General features: G+C 56.7%; 16 protein-coding genes and 1 pseudogene. 3 read left to right on the forward strand and 14 right to left on the reverse strand.

Going from position 1 to position 12111, the window contains the following annotated elements:
* Positions 1-236: 236 nt before the first annotated feature.
* Positions 237-440, reverse strand: coding sequence for a hypothetical protein (locus tag ACX3YD_RS12955; protein ID WP_047538758.1), 204 nt, complete (start codon positions 438-440; stop codon positions 237-239).
* A 409-nt stretch (positions 441-849) separates the two neighbouring features.
* On the opposite strand from ACX3YD_RS12955, the pseudogene ACX3YD_RS12960 reads away from it, so the two are divergent.
* Positions 850-1026, forward strand: a pseudogene (locus tag ACX3YD_RS12960) (cell wall hydrolase); the annotation flags it as partial.
* A 485-nt stretch (positions 1027-1511) separates the two neighbouring features.
* Here the strand turns inward: ACX3YD_RS12960 and ACX3YD_RS12965 are convergent.
* The 8 genes from ACX3YD_RS12965 to ACX3YD_RS13000 all read right to left on the reverse strand — a co-directional run bounded on the left by ACX3YD_RS12965 (position 1512) and on the right by ACX3YD_RS13000 (position 7306).
* Positions 1512-2561: a tyrosine-type recombinase/integrase gene (locus ACX3YD_RS12965; protein WP_458960153.1), complete on the reverse strand. Its 1050-nt coding sequence runs from the start codon at positions 2559-2561 to the stop codon at positions 1512-1514.
* 1 nt (position 2562) lies between these two features.
* Positions 2563-2805 (reverse strand): DUF4224 domain-containing protein, encoded by a 243-nt coding sequence (locus tag ACX3YD_RS12970; RefSeq protein ID WP_458960154.1) that lies wholly within the window; start codon positions 2803-2805, stop codon positions 2563-2565.
* 65 nt (positions 2806-2870) lie between these two features.
* Entirely contained in the window at positions 2871-3272 is a 402-nt protein-coding gene (locus tag ACX3YD_RS12975; RefSeq protein ID WP_458960155.1) for a hypothetical protein, read from the reverse strand.
* A gap of 264 nt (positions 3273-3536) precedes the next feature.
* On the reverse strand, positions 3537-3827 hold the full coding sequence (locus ACX3YD_RS12980) for a hypothetical protein (protein WP_458960156.1): 291 nt from the start codon (positions 3825-3827) through the stop codon (positions 3537-3539).
* Positions 3824-4249 (reverse strand): hypothetical protein, encoded by a 426-nt coding sequence (locus tag ACX3YD_RS12985; protein ID WP_458960157.1) that lies wholly within the window; start codon positions 4247-4249, stop codon positions 3824-3826. The genes ACX3YD_RS12980 and ACX3YD_RS12985 overlap by 4 nt, the downstream gene beginning before the upstream one ends.
* A gap of 47 nt (positions 4250-4296) precedes the next feature.
* Positions 4297-4476 (reverse strand): hypothetical protein, encoded by a 180-nt coding sequence (locus ACX3YD_RS12990; RefSeq protein ID WP_458960158.1) that lies wholly within the window; start codon positions 4474-4476, stop codon positions 4297-4299.
* Positions 4473-4859, reverse strand: coding sequence for a hypothetical protein (locus ACX3YD_RS12995; RefSeq protein ID WP_458960159.1), 387 nt, complete (start codon positions 4857-4859; stop codon positions 4473-4475). The genes ACX3YD_RS12990 and ACX3YD_RS12995 overlap by 4 nt, the downstream gene beginning before the upstream one ends.
* 350 nt (positions 4860-5209) lie before the next feature.
* Positions 5210-7306 (reverse strand): DNA cytosine methyltransferase, encoded by a 2097-nt coding sequence (locus ACX3YD_RS13000; protein ID WP_458960160.1) that lies wholly within the window; start codon positions 7304-7306, stop codon positions 5210-5212.
* A gap of 50 nt (positions 7307-7356) precedes the next feature.
* Here ACX3YD_RS13000 and ACX3YD_RS13005 point away from each other — a divergent pair, with 50 nt between their 5' ends.
* The gene (locus tag ACX3YD_RS13005; RefSeq protein ID WP_458960161.1) at positions 7357-8181 is read left to right on the forward strand and encodes a hypothetical protein; all 825 of its coding nucleotides are present in this window, start codon (positions 7357-7359) and stop codon (positions 8179-8181) included.
* Here the strand turns inward: ACX3YD_RS13005 and ACX3YD_RS13010 are convergent.
* Positions 8163-9113 (reverse strand): phosphoadenosine phosphosulfate reductase domain-containing protein, encoded by a 951-nt coding sequence (locus ACX3YD_RS13010; RefSeq protein WP_458960162.1) that lies wholly within the window; start codon positions 9111-9113, stop codon positions 8163-8165. The genes ACX3YD_RS13005 and ACX3YD_RS13010 overlap by 19 nt on opposite strands.
* Positions 9114-9196: 83 nt before the next feature.
* Between ACX3YD_RS13010 and ACX3YD_RS13015 the strand changes: the two genes are divergently transcribed.
* A complete protein-coding gene (locus ACX3YD_RS13015; RefSeq protein WP_458960163.1) occupies positions 9197-9706 on the forward strand; it encodes a hypothetical protein in 510 nt (169 codons plus the stop codon).
* Here the strand turns inward: ACX3YD_RS13015 and ACX3YD_RS13020 are convergent.
* The 4 genes from ACX3YD_RS13020 to ACX3YD_RS13035 form a co-directional block, all read right to left on the reverse strand.
* Positions 9692-10078, reverse strand: coding sequence for a hypothetical protein (locus tag ACX3YD_RS13020; protein WP_458960164.1), 387 nt, complete (start codon positions 10076-10078; stop codon positions 9692-9694). The genes ACX3YD_RS13015 and ACX3YD_RS13020 overlap by 15 nt on opposite strands.
* 69 nt (positions 10079-10147) lie before the next feature.
* Positions 10148-10741: a hypothetical protein gene (locus ACX3YD_RS13025; protein WP_458960165.1), complete on the reverse strand. Its 594-nt coding sequence runs from the start codon at positions 10739-10741 to the stop codon at positions 10148-10150.
* Positions 10742-10748: 7 nt separating this feature from the next.
* Entirely contained in the window at positions 10749-11312 is a 564-nt protein-coding gene (locus tag ACX3YD_RS13030; RefSeq protein WP_458960166.1) for a siphovirus Gp157 family protein, read from the reverse strand.
* Positions 11309-12046: a hypothetical protein gene (locus tag ACX3YD_RS13035; RefSeq protein WP_458960167.1), complete on the reverse strand. Its 738-nt coding sequence runs from the start codon at positions 12044-12046 to the stop codon at positions 11309-11311. The genes ACX3YD_RS13030 and ACX3YD_RS13035 overlap by 4 nt, the downstream gene beginning before the upstream one ends.
* Positions 12047-12111 lie beyond the last annotated feature (65 nt).

The raw sequence follows: 12111 nt of genomic DNA on the forward strand, positions 1-12111 counted from the left end.
ACGCTTGCTTTGAGGGTTCGCAGGTTAAGGGTATGTCACCATCAAGGGTCGGGCTCCCAGGTTCAGCTGCCGCCTGCGCCGCAGCATGTCCCTCTGAGTGTGCGACGGCATTGCCGCCTTGTAGACGTTGGCCTCTTTGGGTCTTTCGTTATGGTTTCAACGTGACGCATGCATCGCCCCGCACAATCCTTGCTGATTTCACCTCGTCCGCATAACCCGCCAGCTGATTTGCAACCTCAATGGAGCGTCTTGCGACTTTCACCAATCCTGATCCGATCGAGTGCCCGGTTTAATGCGTCCAGGGCGTCGAGGAGGGCTTTCGCTTCAGCTTCCCGACCATCCCCCCACAGGCGTTCCGCCATTTTGTTCAGGGCTTGGATAGATCGTTCAATGTCTGAAGCAGTCACTGCTGCTTTGCTGTCCGTCTGCGTCTTCTTCATTGAGTAACCATTTGCAGGGTAATGGAGTGAGTGTGCCATCCTGGTCAATCCTTAAGCCAGATCGGTTACCCGTTCACGTCGCGTCACCTCAGACCAGATGAGCATTCCACACCAGTAGCGCGCGTACCTGAATGAAGGTCTCATCTGCACTGATCGTTTGCGGAGGGTACCGCGCGCGCCGGATCTACTCCTGATCCGTGCTGAATGTTGGAGACTCACCCGCAAGGTGGCAGACAGCAGTGCTGTACAGGGGGGAGTGCGGAGGGTGTGGCGCGATGGCGAGCCCGGCCGTTCTGGGCTGGCGTCCGAATTGGCGGCGCCAGGTTCGGGGTTTTCTTCGTCTGGAGATTGAAAAGGCAAACTTTTCGCCTGAAGAAAAGTTAGGACCGCAACTGAAAAAGACCGCGACATCCTCGCTCGCACACTTTGGGGGGCGGCTCGCGGCGAAAGCCTGGCCGGACAGATCGCCGTCGCCTGGACGATCCGTGGTCGCGTGGACGACGGCAATGCCAAGTCCTGGTGGGGGGAGTGGGATGCCGGCGTTTGCCAGAAGCCGTACCCGTTCAGATGCCGGAACAAGAACGACCTGACCGCCATCAGCAATGCGGCTACTGCGCAGGTACGCATGGCACTAGAGAAGCAACAGGCCGCCGAGATGGCCTGGGACGATATTGTTGGGCATCGCAAATCCTCGGTTTTGAGGTCAGCGTAGCACCGCGTTTCGTGAAGGATTTTTTACTGTCGGCAGGACGCCGGGGGAAGTGATATAGCGGCTTAGTTCTGGAATGCGCCCATAAAAGTTATGGAACACATTCCGGTGCCCAGTATTTTTACCAAGCCCCAGAAACGACAAAGCCCTGAAAAATCAGGGCTTTGTCGTATAAAGATGGCGGAGGCGATGGGATTCGAACTCATGGACCTGTTACAGTCGACGGTTTTCAAGACCGCTATTCAAAGTAGCTGAATTCGCGGCTTGCAGAGATTTTTCGTTCCAATACTTTTGGTTTTCAGCCCCTCTGTAGACCGCATTCTACAAGGGGCCATGTTGGAGTTTTATAACGCAATTTCAGGCTATTTTGATGGCTTTGCAATGGCGCCGACGCGGCGATAAACCCGCTCGGTAATGTCGCCTTTGGTGTGTCCAAGAAGCAGGCTCGCCTCGCCTACATCGGAAATCTCCGAAGCAGCCTTCGGCCTGATGTCCCGGAACTGAAAACCACCAATCTTCGCCGCCAGCAGTTCGTCGCCAAGCTCGATCGCTGCCAGCTTGGCTTTTTCGCGAGCAATGTCCCAACGCTTTCTCAGCATCGTCGCAGTCATCCGTTTACCGTGTCGGCTGACGATCAAGTAGTTCGAGACGTGCTGAGCATTGCGCTCAGATATCTCCGAAATAAGCCTGCCCAGGCTGTTTGCTTCGCCGCCGGTCGTCATCTGGATACGCAGCTTCTTGTGCGTCTTGTTCTGCTGCACGCCCAAATAATCCCCTTCGACATCATCCTTCCTCATCACCAGGACATCTGCCGGCCGCTGTCCTGTCAGGTAGGCTAGGTCCATCGCGTCTTTCAGCTCTTGAGCTGCCTTCTTGTAAACCGCATCCCAAACCACGTCATTTGCGTAATAGTCCCGCGGCGTCTCTTTGTTTTTGCGCACGCCCTGACAGGGGTTCTCTTTGGTGGTCAGCCCCCATTCCCTCGCGATATTGAACACGTGGGACAGGGTGGCTATCTCGCGATTCGCCCGCACCTTTGCCGTTCTCGCGTCCCGGTATCCAGCAATGGTGGCGGGGGTGATCGAGTCAATCGGGGCGCTGTCGAACATCGGCCGAAGTTGCTTAATCTCGGACAGGTTGTCCTTCTGAGTGCGCGGCGCTTTTTTGGAGACGATGTCGCGGATATACCGGTCGAAGATGCCCTTCATGGTGCGCAGGTCGAGCGGCTTTTCCTTGGCTTCGAGTTCTGCCCATTTGATCCTGGCCAGGTCCAGATCCTTGCCCAGAGGGATCGCCTTGCCGGTCAGGTCCAAGTAGTAATAGGCAATCCAGTCTTTTCCGCTTTTCCGTTTTCTCGTCCATTGGTACATCCGGGGCGGCAAATTGCGTGTTTCGGCCTTGCGGGGTCGCATATCAGTTCACTCGCGAGAAGTCAGGCGTCCATGCCGGCGCCGCCGGCGGTGGGTTTAGGTCAGCGATGGCAGGCGAGATCATGCCCAGCTTCATGCGGGCATACATTCGGCCAACGAGTGGGCGCTTTCCGCGGCTTTCCACGAATACCCACTGGCGATCCACCAGCCAGCGACGCTGGTAGGCCCTTGCCTTGTAACCGGTGAGGTCCGCCAGCTCTTCGTCCGAGAGGATTTCTGTTTCCATGATGATGCTCCATGCCGCGCGTGGCGGCAGAAGTTGGTGGAGGGTAAAAAACAAACTGCGAGGAGTTACGCGGATCGGCGCCGATTCTCTTTCTGGCGCTCCACGTCGATCTGTTCATAAAGGGCGTCGATCTTTTTGCTTTTCCTGTCGATCGCTTGTGATCGCTTTATGTGGTCTGACATAGCCTTGTCATAAGGCTGGATCTGCTCGAGTAGTCGCAGCTTCTCGTCGGGGTCTTTCGACTCATTGAATCGGATAGCCAGCCGGTCGCGCTCCTTGAAATCAACTCCATCGAGTGCGCGATTCTCCTTCTGCATTTCCTCAAGCACCTCGGCCGACTGCCGCTCCCAGCGCAGATAAAGAACATCGCTTCGTTTGGGGCGCGAGAAGTGATGGTTTCTGATCCACGCTACCAGGTCCTCCTTGGTCATTTCGTCGAGAACATCTTTCACGGCTTGTTTGCTCATACGTACATAGCTCTGCCCGCCGTTCACCGGCAGGCTGTTGAGTTGCAGGGTTTTGGTTGGCAGCGGGACGAATTCAGCGGGGACGCTGAGGGTGGCTATCAGGGATTAGCTGATATACGAGGAAGGCCCGCTCGAATAAGGTTCCATAGTTCGCCCTGCCAGCTGTTTCAGAGAAATGCTGAGTGGCCGCAACTGGTCAGGGTGGGCTTACTTCTTTAGCGTTGCCCTTGTAGCAGTACACGTAGGCGAACCAGGCGAGGGCGGTCATGGGGTCACCTCAGTGTTGTAGCGTTTGTAATCCTCGCCGAACTCCCAGCAATACGTAGCAGGCCATGCGCCGCGCGTGCCTGGTTCGACAAAAATGTAGCGACTGCTGAACTCGCCTGAACGGTCCGGCACCGACTTGCACCACATATGCTTCGGGCCGCCCAAGAACCAGCCCGGGCATTCCTTCACTGCCTCAGCCATGAACTGCTCAAGATCGTGATGACCGCGACTCATGGCAATGTATGTGTCGCTGCCAGCGGACTCAATTTCGAGTGGGTAAGTCTTCATGGCGTCACCTCGCGGCGTGCCCATTGCACATACGGGCCGTCCTCGGTGTCGAAAATCCCCATCAGGAACCACTCAGGCCCTGGTGACTCTGGATTCCAAGCTGTGCACGCCGCATCTTCTTCCGGAAGGTCGTAAATCTCGTCACCCGAGTGCCAGCCTTTCAGCTCCAGCCCTTGCTCCTTCGTCCATGCGTTATAGGGTGCGGGGTCTTCGCCCTCACCAAAGTTCGGGATATTCGGGTGGTACCACCATCCATCCTTGTCGCGCTTCACTTCTACTGGGCCGAAAGGTTTGTGGCTGTGGGCAGCGCACGGCATCACGAAGAGCACATCGGAGTAATCGCCGCCGCCAGAGCTGAACTTCATCTGGCAGCCGCATTTGGCTGGTTCGCCATTTACGAACGTTATCTTTTCTTCAGGCATGACTTCGTCCTTGCCGCTATAGCGGCTGACTTTGAAGGGGGAGGGGGTTACTGGTATTTGTTGCTGATGCGCTCGGCGATGTCTTCGAGCTCTTCGGCCATGCCGTACATCCTGTTGTTGTCGCGGCGGGATACGACCGGGGAGCGGTGGACATTCCGGCCTTCGAGGATCTTCGCGGCCAGCAAGATCAGCCAGGCTTCAACTTTGCGGCGGATGAAGCGCTTCACGGCTTCACCGTTTCGTCCGGGTCGAACCCGAACCGCCGGCAGAGCGCATGCGCGACACCGGATCCGCAGCAGAAAGCGTCCTTCATTGCGACCCAGCGCTGCGTGCCGCGTCGGCTGGTGCCAGTCACCATCCGGACGGCTGTGCGGAGAAGTTCGTGTTCGCTAAATTCGCAGCCCGACAGGGTGATCATGCGGCTTTCTGCCTGCTGCGCGGTCAGCTCATCAATCCGCTGATCCGCTGCGTTCAGGCGCAGCTGGAGAGCGTCACGCTCGGCGGTGAGTCGATCGAATTCCACGGCATAAACGTATTCGCCTGCCGCCCCTTTAAATCGGTAGCGCTTCACTTCGGTACGAGGTTCGGAAATTCGGTTTTCTGTGGTCATGGGGAAACCTCGCCGGTATGCGGTGGCTTGAGAAGAAATAGAGAAAGGGCGGCCCGAAGGCCACCCCGAATAGTGGCTAGTACCGGTTGCTTTAGATGAAGCTCCAAACCTCATAGTGGTGGGTGACTACAGCTACGAGAATGCTGAAGAAAATGCCGCTGAGGAAAGAATGTTGTTTTTCTTCGTCGGACTTGGCTTTGCAGCAATTGCACTTACGATTGCTAAACATCTAGGGGTTTCCCTTTTCACGTTCATGGAGAGTGGAAATGATCCACACCTATATGTAGTGGGAGGGGAGTGCCCCTTTTTTGGCTATTCGCGCATACCGTTCGTCTGATTCTGCGAAAATTTCAAGCTGCCTGTAGAGAAACTGCGAGACGCCAAGGATCGTTGGCTCGAGCCAGTGCAGCCATCGGCGGAGGGCTGACGCTGTTACCGCACATGTGCACCTGTTGGGTCTTGGTGAACGGCTTGCCGTCGGCGCCGTGGCTGATGATGTAGTCGGCGGGGAAGCCCTGGGCCTTGTAAAGCTCGGCCGGTTGCAGCATCCGCAGGCAGATATCGACGATCACGTACGGCGTGCCCTTGATCGTGACGGTGACCAGGCCCAAGCGATCCTTTGTGGTGATCGTTGGTGTTGGTGCGTCGGCGGCGCTCATGTTCTCGGTGCCGTAGTAGCTGATCAGGAATGCCGCGACCCGCAGCGCGCCTTTTTCATGCTCTGGAGAAAGCGTGTACTCAAGTAGAGCGTGGTGTTCGGCGCCGGCGGTCATTGTCTGTACCGGTTCGTCCATTCCCCGGCCAACGCAGTTTTTCCGAAGCGTTGTCAGGTGTGCTGAGCAAATTGCGTGGTGCTGCCCAGTCGTAACTGTCGGTACCGGATTTCTGAGATCTGTTGCAGCGTGACCGGTTGTGTTGGTGATCAGCGTCGCGGTCACCAGCTGTTGCTGGCTGCCGGTGTTGGTCACGGTAGTTATTGGGTCTTCGATGCTCTTGGCGACCGTGGTGTTGAATCCGCCATTCATTTGGGCCATGAACACCGTCGAAATACCCATTGCGTGGGCGGCCCCGGCTGGGCGCTGGTAGTTGCCGCCACTGGTGATGGTCGGTAGCGGCTCGTCGAGCGCCCGGCCTTCGTCCGCAAACCTGAATTTGACCAAGTGCGCGGCGGCGATTGAATGCCCGCCGCTCGCAGTAACAGTGCCCAGCGGATCACCGGCAGACTTGCTGCCATCGCCCCAGCGTTGAACACCGCCTGGCTTCCCTTCGCCATGCGCAGCGGTGACCATCACCGGGCTGATCAGCGTCAGCTCGCCGCGATTCGCGCAGGTCACTGTCGGCAGCGGGGCGTGTGGATCGTTGACCCGATCACTGCCCTGGTGCGTGGCTGGCGCGATGATCGGGCTGGCCATGGCGAACGACCCACCGCGCGGCCAGGAGGTCACAGTGCGCAGCGGCTCATTAGCTGATTGCACGCTGTCACCGGACCAGTTCGCGATCGGCACAATGAATGGGTCAGCGCTATCGATGACGAACCTCTTCATGCCCTTGGCAATCCGGCGCAGGGTGGCGTCTGCCAGCGGCTTTGCCCGACCGAAGATGCTTTTGCTCGGGACTGTCCAGTCGATGCACTCGGCGGCGGTGCGCCACTTCTTCTGGCCTTTGGCCGGGTGCTTGGCGTGGGTCGGCTCCGGCCACGCGATTGGCTGGCCATCGCATCTGGCGATCATGAACAGGCGTTCCCGGCTGGTCGGTGCACCATAGTCGCAGGCCTTCAGCACCCGCCACTCAACGACGTAGCCCAGGTGCTGCAGCTCGGCGACGAAAACAGCCCAGGTCTGCCCGCGGCGTTTCGGATCTGGCACCAGGAACTGGTTGTTCACCGGCACAACCTCGCCCTTGTCGGCGATGCGGTTGATCAGGCTCTTTGATTTAGTCGGATGCGGCACTAGGTCGAGAGTCACCACGCGGCCGGTTGCCTTGCAGCGCTTCGCGATCAGCGGCCCCCACTGGAGGATCTGTTTCACGTTCTCCAGGCTGATAACGCGGGGCTTCTTCTTGCCGGCCCACTTCAGGCCGATCCACGACAGGTTGCGAATCTCGCGTTTGCGCGGCTGGCCGCCGGCGGCCTGGCTGTGGTGCGTGCAATCCGGCGACATGTGGAACCAGCCCACGGCCTTACCGCCGCATTCAGTATCCGGATCACCGTCGAATACGTCGGTGGTGTAGTGCACGGCGCCCGGGTGATTAACGGTGTGCATGCTGATCGCCTGGGGGCTGTGGTTCTTTGCCACATTCACCGCGCGGCCCAGGCCCATTTCCAGCCCGGTCCCGGCGCCGCCACCACCGCAGAAGAAGTCGACAACGATCTCATCGTCCTGAGTGTTGAAGCCAAGTCCGTATTGGGTTTTGAAATCGAAGGGGTGTTTCTTCTGTTGTGCGGACATAGGGGATCCTTGTCGGTATATTTGGCCGAATTGATTTTTGGGCGAGCGTTATGATTTGCGCACTTTGTAGGGAAGAAAAAGGCAAGCTTATCGATAGCCATTTTATGCCAGCGGCGGCCTACCCTCATATTCGAGGAACCGAAGAAACGGGTGATGGGCCACCCGTATTGATTAACTTACGAAGAAAAAGCGCGATCCAAACAGATAGGCAAGTTAAGCGCCCGCTGCTTTGTATCGAGTGTGAAGATCTTTTCTCAAAAAATGGAGAAAAAAGGATGGGGCAGCTTTGGGCTACAGCATCCGGATTCCCGTTACTGGACCTGTTGAATTCTGAGGCAGCAATCTCCAAAGGTGAGAGATTCGATATTTACGACAGTCGTTTGCTGGATGCAGGCGTTGTGAACTCGATTTTCTATTTTGCGATGAGCATCTTTTGGAGGGCGCAGGTCTGGGATTGGGGCTATGAAGGGGACGCTTACAAGCGTGCGCTCGGGAATCATTACGAATCAAAATTCAGGAGTTTTTTGTTGGGTAAGGAAAAATTGGATAACGTTTTGTTGTTCGTCGATGTGAACTCCGACTTAGATACTTCAGCCGTTATGACGTTTCCTATTTCAGGGAAGAGTGGGCCGGATCGACTTCACTCATTCAGTCTGCTTGGAATGAAATTCAACATGTATGTTGGCCGATCAATAAGCTCTGTGGCTCGAACTCCATTTAAGTTTCATAATACGCAGATTATGTTTGTTTTTTCAGACCTTAAAAAGTCGGCCGCATTTCAGAAATTGGCAGGCCGAGTTCAATCAGAAGTGGAGGCGAAAGGGAAATTGAAAGCCAGTCCCGCGAATAAGTTCAATCATTCACAAAGACCATAAGCGGAAGAGCAACTGTTCTGACTGTCGGTTCGAGCGATCAAATCGACCATGTCGAACTGTCTGCCCCCGCGCGCGGTGTTGCTCCAGTCGACTATCCGGTCAATACCGTGCGTCACTGAGCTCACCTTGTCATCAGATCTGACCGTGGGGTCGGTCACGACAGCGAAGAACGTGGCGGATCCTCTCTTGCTGGCAATACTCACCAGCCGCTCCCATTCGCGCACCCGGTCAACTTCCTCTGGCCACCTGGAGGCTATCTGCCTGAGTTCGTCTTTTGCGCACATGATGCAGGGCATGCACCCGACACGATTGCAGCCTTTTAAGTACAGCGGGTTCGGTTTGATGCCGGCGGCTCGATGAGCTTCGAAAACTGAATCTATAGTCCATTTCAGGATCGGTCGGTAGTTGAACAGGCCGCCTCCAACCTCATCGCATTCTGGTAAGTACTTGCGGGCCGGCGACTCATCAGCCCGCACGCCTTGCCACGACAGCAGCATGTTCTCGCCGTCCATAAGTGGCAGGTAGACCTGCTCGATGATTGGGTTGCGCTTGAGCTCGTCGGTGCAGAATCTGGCTTTGGTGCTGGGGAAGCGGCCTTTCCACAGACACAAGTCCAGGAATGGGTTGCCGGTTGGGTGCAGAACTTCCAGAGCTCCCAGCACCACGGATTCCGCCACACCTTTTTCGCGCCATTTCGTCTCAATGAATTTGCGCTTGCCCGCGATCTGCCTGGAGAAGTCTGCCTTCACCCACCGGATGGGAACGCCAGTGGCGTCGGCCAGGTAATGGATGTAGTCATATGTTTCTGGATGCTCATGCCCGGTGTCAGCCACTACAGCGCTGAGGTTCGGCACCTCCAGCTCGCGGGCGACCAGCAGCGTAGCCGTGCTGTCTTTACCGCCGCTTATGCTGACGATGTTGTGAGTAGGCATAGGGGATCCTCGCCGGCTGGCGTGATTCGTTGAAGTGGGGTATTTGTGTCCGGCCCGGCATGAAGCCGGATTAGGGAGCTGTGATGAGTGAGTTAGAAGTTTTCTCTTTTGCCCAGAAAATGACCGATGCAGTCACCGCGCTTAGGGATGGCGGGCATCTTGTTCCCGCAGTGATGCTTACATACGCGGGCATAGATCAGATGGCATGGCTATCGATTTCTCAAGAGCGATCATCGGGGAGAGATTTCAAAGCCTGGGTGGATAAGTTCGTGCTTCCGCATGTTCAGATCGCATGCACCGCTCAAGAGCTGTGGGAGGCGAGAAACGGAATTCTTCATACTGGGACAGCTGAGTCTTCCGCAAATCAGAGTGATGCCTCAATTCGCAAGGTTCTCTACACGTTCGGAGGTGTAAGTTGCACCACCAACAATTCAAGCGATACCGTTTTCGTCAGTGCAGAGAGCCTGATAATTGGGTATCTGACGGGAGTGATTTGGTTTATGGAGGAGCTGAAGACCGATGCGGCTAAGCTTCAAGTTGCCCTTGAGAAGCTGAAGCGAACTCTAACTTCGCGCGGCCTACCGGCTGCTTGAGAGCAAGAGAGTCGGATCTACGATCTCATCTTCTGGCTCGCCGGGGTGTTTCGCCAATTGCAGCAGTCCGGCAGCTTTCAACTGTCGCAACACCTTTTCGCTCATCTCATAGGGTGTCGTGACATTTCGAAGCATCCAGGCTGCTGTCTTATGGTCAGCTGCGATAAGAGTTCTCAGCAGCCGCTGGTGTATGTCCTGCTGGTTGTTGATGCCGTGGGCGGCCATGACCCGCTTGAGGTCTGGCTTGAACACGCCAGCGACTTCAACCGTAAACTTCTCGACGCCCAATGCGGCGTCCCTGGCTGCCGCTTTCTCGCGCTTCTTGCGCTGCTTCTTGGCTTCCGCCGTCAGCTCCTGCTGTTCCTCGGCCATGACCTACCTCTTCTATCCCACTGGCCGGCAATGCCAGCCAGGTTTGTCGTTTGCGTTGTTGAACTCGAGCTATGCGGCGCATGAAATTCTGCCTTGGCGCGCTTTCGGGTAGTCGATGCCATGGGCCGCAATGATTCGCTCGAAGGCTTTGTTGCCGATGGCCAGCTTCCCGCAGCACTGGCGCCGGGAGATTCCAAGCTCCATGAAGGCCCTGATCCGCTCGGCATACTTCGCGTCTCTGGCATCAGCTTGCTCCTTGCGCAGCGCGTCATTCGCACCGCCGCGGGTTGGGCGCTGGAATGTGATGCCATGCTCTTTGGCGATGTTGTAGATAGCCTTTCTGCTGATGCCGACGGCTGCCGCAACTTCCACTTGGGTATGTGTGCTGCTCAACCTACGAACTTGATCGACCAGTCTTTCGCGCGCCTGCTGGCGGGCATCAAATGCAGTTGGTGGCGGGGGAGGCGCTTCCACCCGGCGCCGAACAAATGGCTTCGGCGCCGGCGGCATCTGGTTGCTGTAGCTGATCGGCTTGGGCTTGTAGTTGTAGGGCTCGGCTTCTTCGATCTTGCCGCCTGCGACCAGGTACTGCTCGACTTGGGCCGCCAGTTCGTTCGACTTGGGTCGATGCTGCTCGACCAGACTGAGGTGGTTGCTGATCATGCTGACCTCACTTGATCCGGATAGAACTTTCGCCGCGCTCCAGGTGAGCCCAGACCGGTTCAGGAATGAGTTCGTGTTCTGCGTCTTCACCGGCCTCGACCCGTTTACGCACCGCGTCGTTGTGGTCGCGGATTTCCTTGAGCTTCGCTGCAATCGACTTCTTGTCTGGAGCGAAAACGGTTTTCGTCTCGATGAAGTCGTCGGGGATTTCGTCCTCTTTGTCGACGATCACTTTTTCCGGGGCTAGAGCCAGGGTGATGGTGAAGAGAGGGCGCTTGATCGATTTGATGTTCGCCGCTTCCATGTTGCGGCGCAGGTAGTCACTAATCTGCGCCACGCTGTTGGACTTGACGCGCTTGAGCTCCTTCAGACGCTCAATCTCGGTATCGATGGCAGTCACGTCGCTTTCGATGTTTCGGCGCAGCATGACGATGTTGTCGGCCTTGTCGTTGAAGTCGCCTTGAACCTCGTCCATGGCATGCTGCAGAGCCTCTTTCAGGCCCTCATCGTCCGTGTCGGCCATGGCTTGAAGTTCGGCGAGCTTGCCGGTCAGTGCGTAAAGTTGGGTCATGCTGCGTTCTCCCGTTCGGTGGCTTCAGTGATGCGCTTCCATTCCAGCGAAATGCGTTCAGCGCCTTTTGTATCTTTGCGAATGGTCAATTTGCGTACGGCGACGTCGTGGATCTTCTTCAGCTCTTGAGCTGACTGAGCGCCGGCCATGGTGTCGATCACAGACTTGATGTAGTCGAGCCGCTCCTGTTTTTGGCGATCTTCCTCGACGACCCGGTCTTCGGCTTTGTTCAGTGCTACTTCATCCCGTACCGTCTCGACATAAGCAGCGTCGTCGAACAGGCCCATGTGGATGTCTGCTGCAAACCCGAGGGGCTGCAAGCATTTGCCAATTGCGTCAGTGAGCGATTTTTTCGCTGCCTCCCAATCGGTGATGATCTTGCCTTGTTGCAACAGTACGAATGGCGTGTGCCCGTAGTGCTGCACCGTGCACTTCTGGCCTTCCTTGCCCAGGTACCAGAGTTCGATTTTCAGCGTGTGCAGCTTCGCGTTAATCCGTGGCGCTTCTGGCCATTCCTTTGTTGGCGCCTGGAGAGGGCCGCCCTCGTCAAATCGGTCTTCAAGCACTGTCCAGCCCCAACCTTCGCCGCACGGGCCGAACACCTCGGTGGCTTTGCGCATGAGGTAAGTTGGTTTGATTGCTGTGCCTTTGAAGCCGCCCATACCGGTGAAGTTTTTGGTGGCGCTGGGGTCGGTCGTGTCGACCTGATCCCAGATCCGCGTATTCGTGGACATGAGTGATCCTTGCCGCGATGCACGCAGCGTTTGAAGGTGTGGGGTTATTGAGTGATCTGGCCGGA

Source organism: Pseudomonas fluorescens group sp. PF-1 (genome assembly GCF_054481335.1).

Excerpts from the sequence above, each read along its gene's own strand:
- ACX3YD_RS12995 (WP_458960159.1), bottom strand. The coding sequence starts at position 4,859 with ATGACCACAGAAAACCGAATTTCCGAACCTCGTACCGAAGTGAAGCGC.
- ACX3YD_RS13030 (WP_458960166.1), bottom strand. The coding sequence starts at position 11,312 with ATGACCCAACTTTACGCACTGACCGGCAAGCTCGCCGAACTTCAAGCC.
- ACX3YD_RS13005 (WP_458960161.1), top strand. The coding sequence starts at position 7,357 with ATGATTTGCGCACTTTGTAGGGAAGAAAAAGGCAAGCTTATCGATAGC.
- ACX3YD_RS13010 (WP_458960162.1), bottom strand. The coding sequence starts at position 9,113 with ATGCCTACTCACAACATCGTCAGCATAAGCGGCGGTAAAGACAGCACG.
- ACX3YD_RS13015 (WP_458960163.1), top strand. The coding sequence starts at position 9,197 with ATGAGTGAGTTAGAAGTTTTCTCTTTTGCCCAGAAAATGACCGATGCA.
- ACX3YD_RS12970 (WP_458960154.1), bottom strand. The coding sequence starts at position 2,805 with ATGGAAACAGAAATCCTCTCGGACGAAGAGCTGGCGGACCTCACCGGT.
- ACX3YD_RS12985 (WP_458960157.1), bottom strand. The coding sequence starts at position 4,249 with ATGCCTGAAGAAAAGATAACGTTCGTAAATGGCGAACCAGCCAAATGC.
- ACX3YD_RS13025 (WP_458960165.1), bottom strand. The coding sequence starts at position 10,741 with ATGATCAGCAACCACCTCAGTCTGGTCGAGCAGCATCGACCCAAGTCG.
- ACX3YD_RS12975 (WP_458960155.1), bottom strand. The coding sequence starts at position 3,272 with ATGAGCAAACAAGCCGTGAAAGATGTTCTCGACGAAATGACCAAGGAG.
- ACX3YD_RS13020 (WP_458960164.1), bottom strand. The coding sequence starts at position 10,078 with ATGGCCGAGGAACAGCAGGAGCTGACGGCGGAAGCCAAGAAGCAGCGC.
- ACX3YD_RS12980 (WP_458960156.1), bottom strand. The coding sequence starts at position 3,827 with ATGAAGACTTACCCACTCGAAATTGAGTCCGCTGGCAGCGACACATAC.
- ACX3YD_RS12965 (WP_458960153.1), bottom strand. The coding sequence starts at position 2,561 with ATGCGACCCCGCAAGGCCGAAACACGCAATTTGCCGCCCCGGATGTAC.
- ACX3YD_RS13000 (WP_458960160.1), bottom strand. The coding sequence starts at position 7,306 with ATGTCCGCACAACAGAAGAAACACCCCTTCGATTTCAAAACCCAATAC.
- ACX3YD_RS13035 (WP_458960167.1), bottom strand. The coding sequence starts at position 12,046 with ATGTCCACGAATACGCGGATCTGGGATCAGGTCGACACGACCGACCCC.
- ACX3YD_RS12955 (WP_047538758.1), bottom strand. The coding sequence starts at position 440 with ATGAAGAAGACGCAGACGGACAGCAAAGCAGCAGTGACTGCTTCAGAC.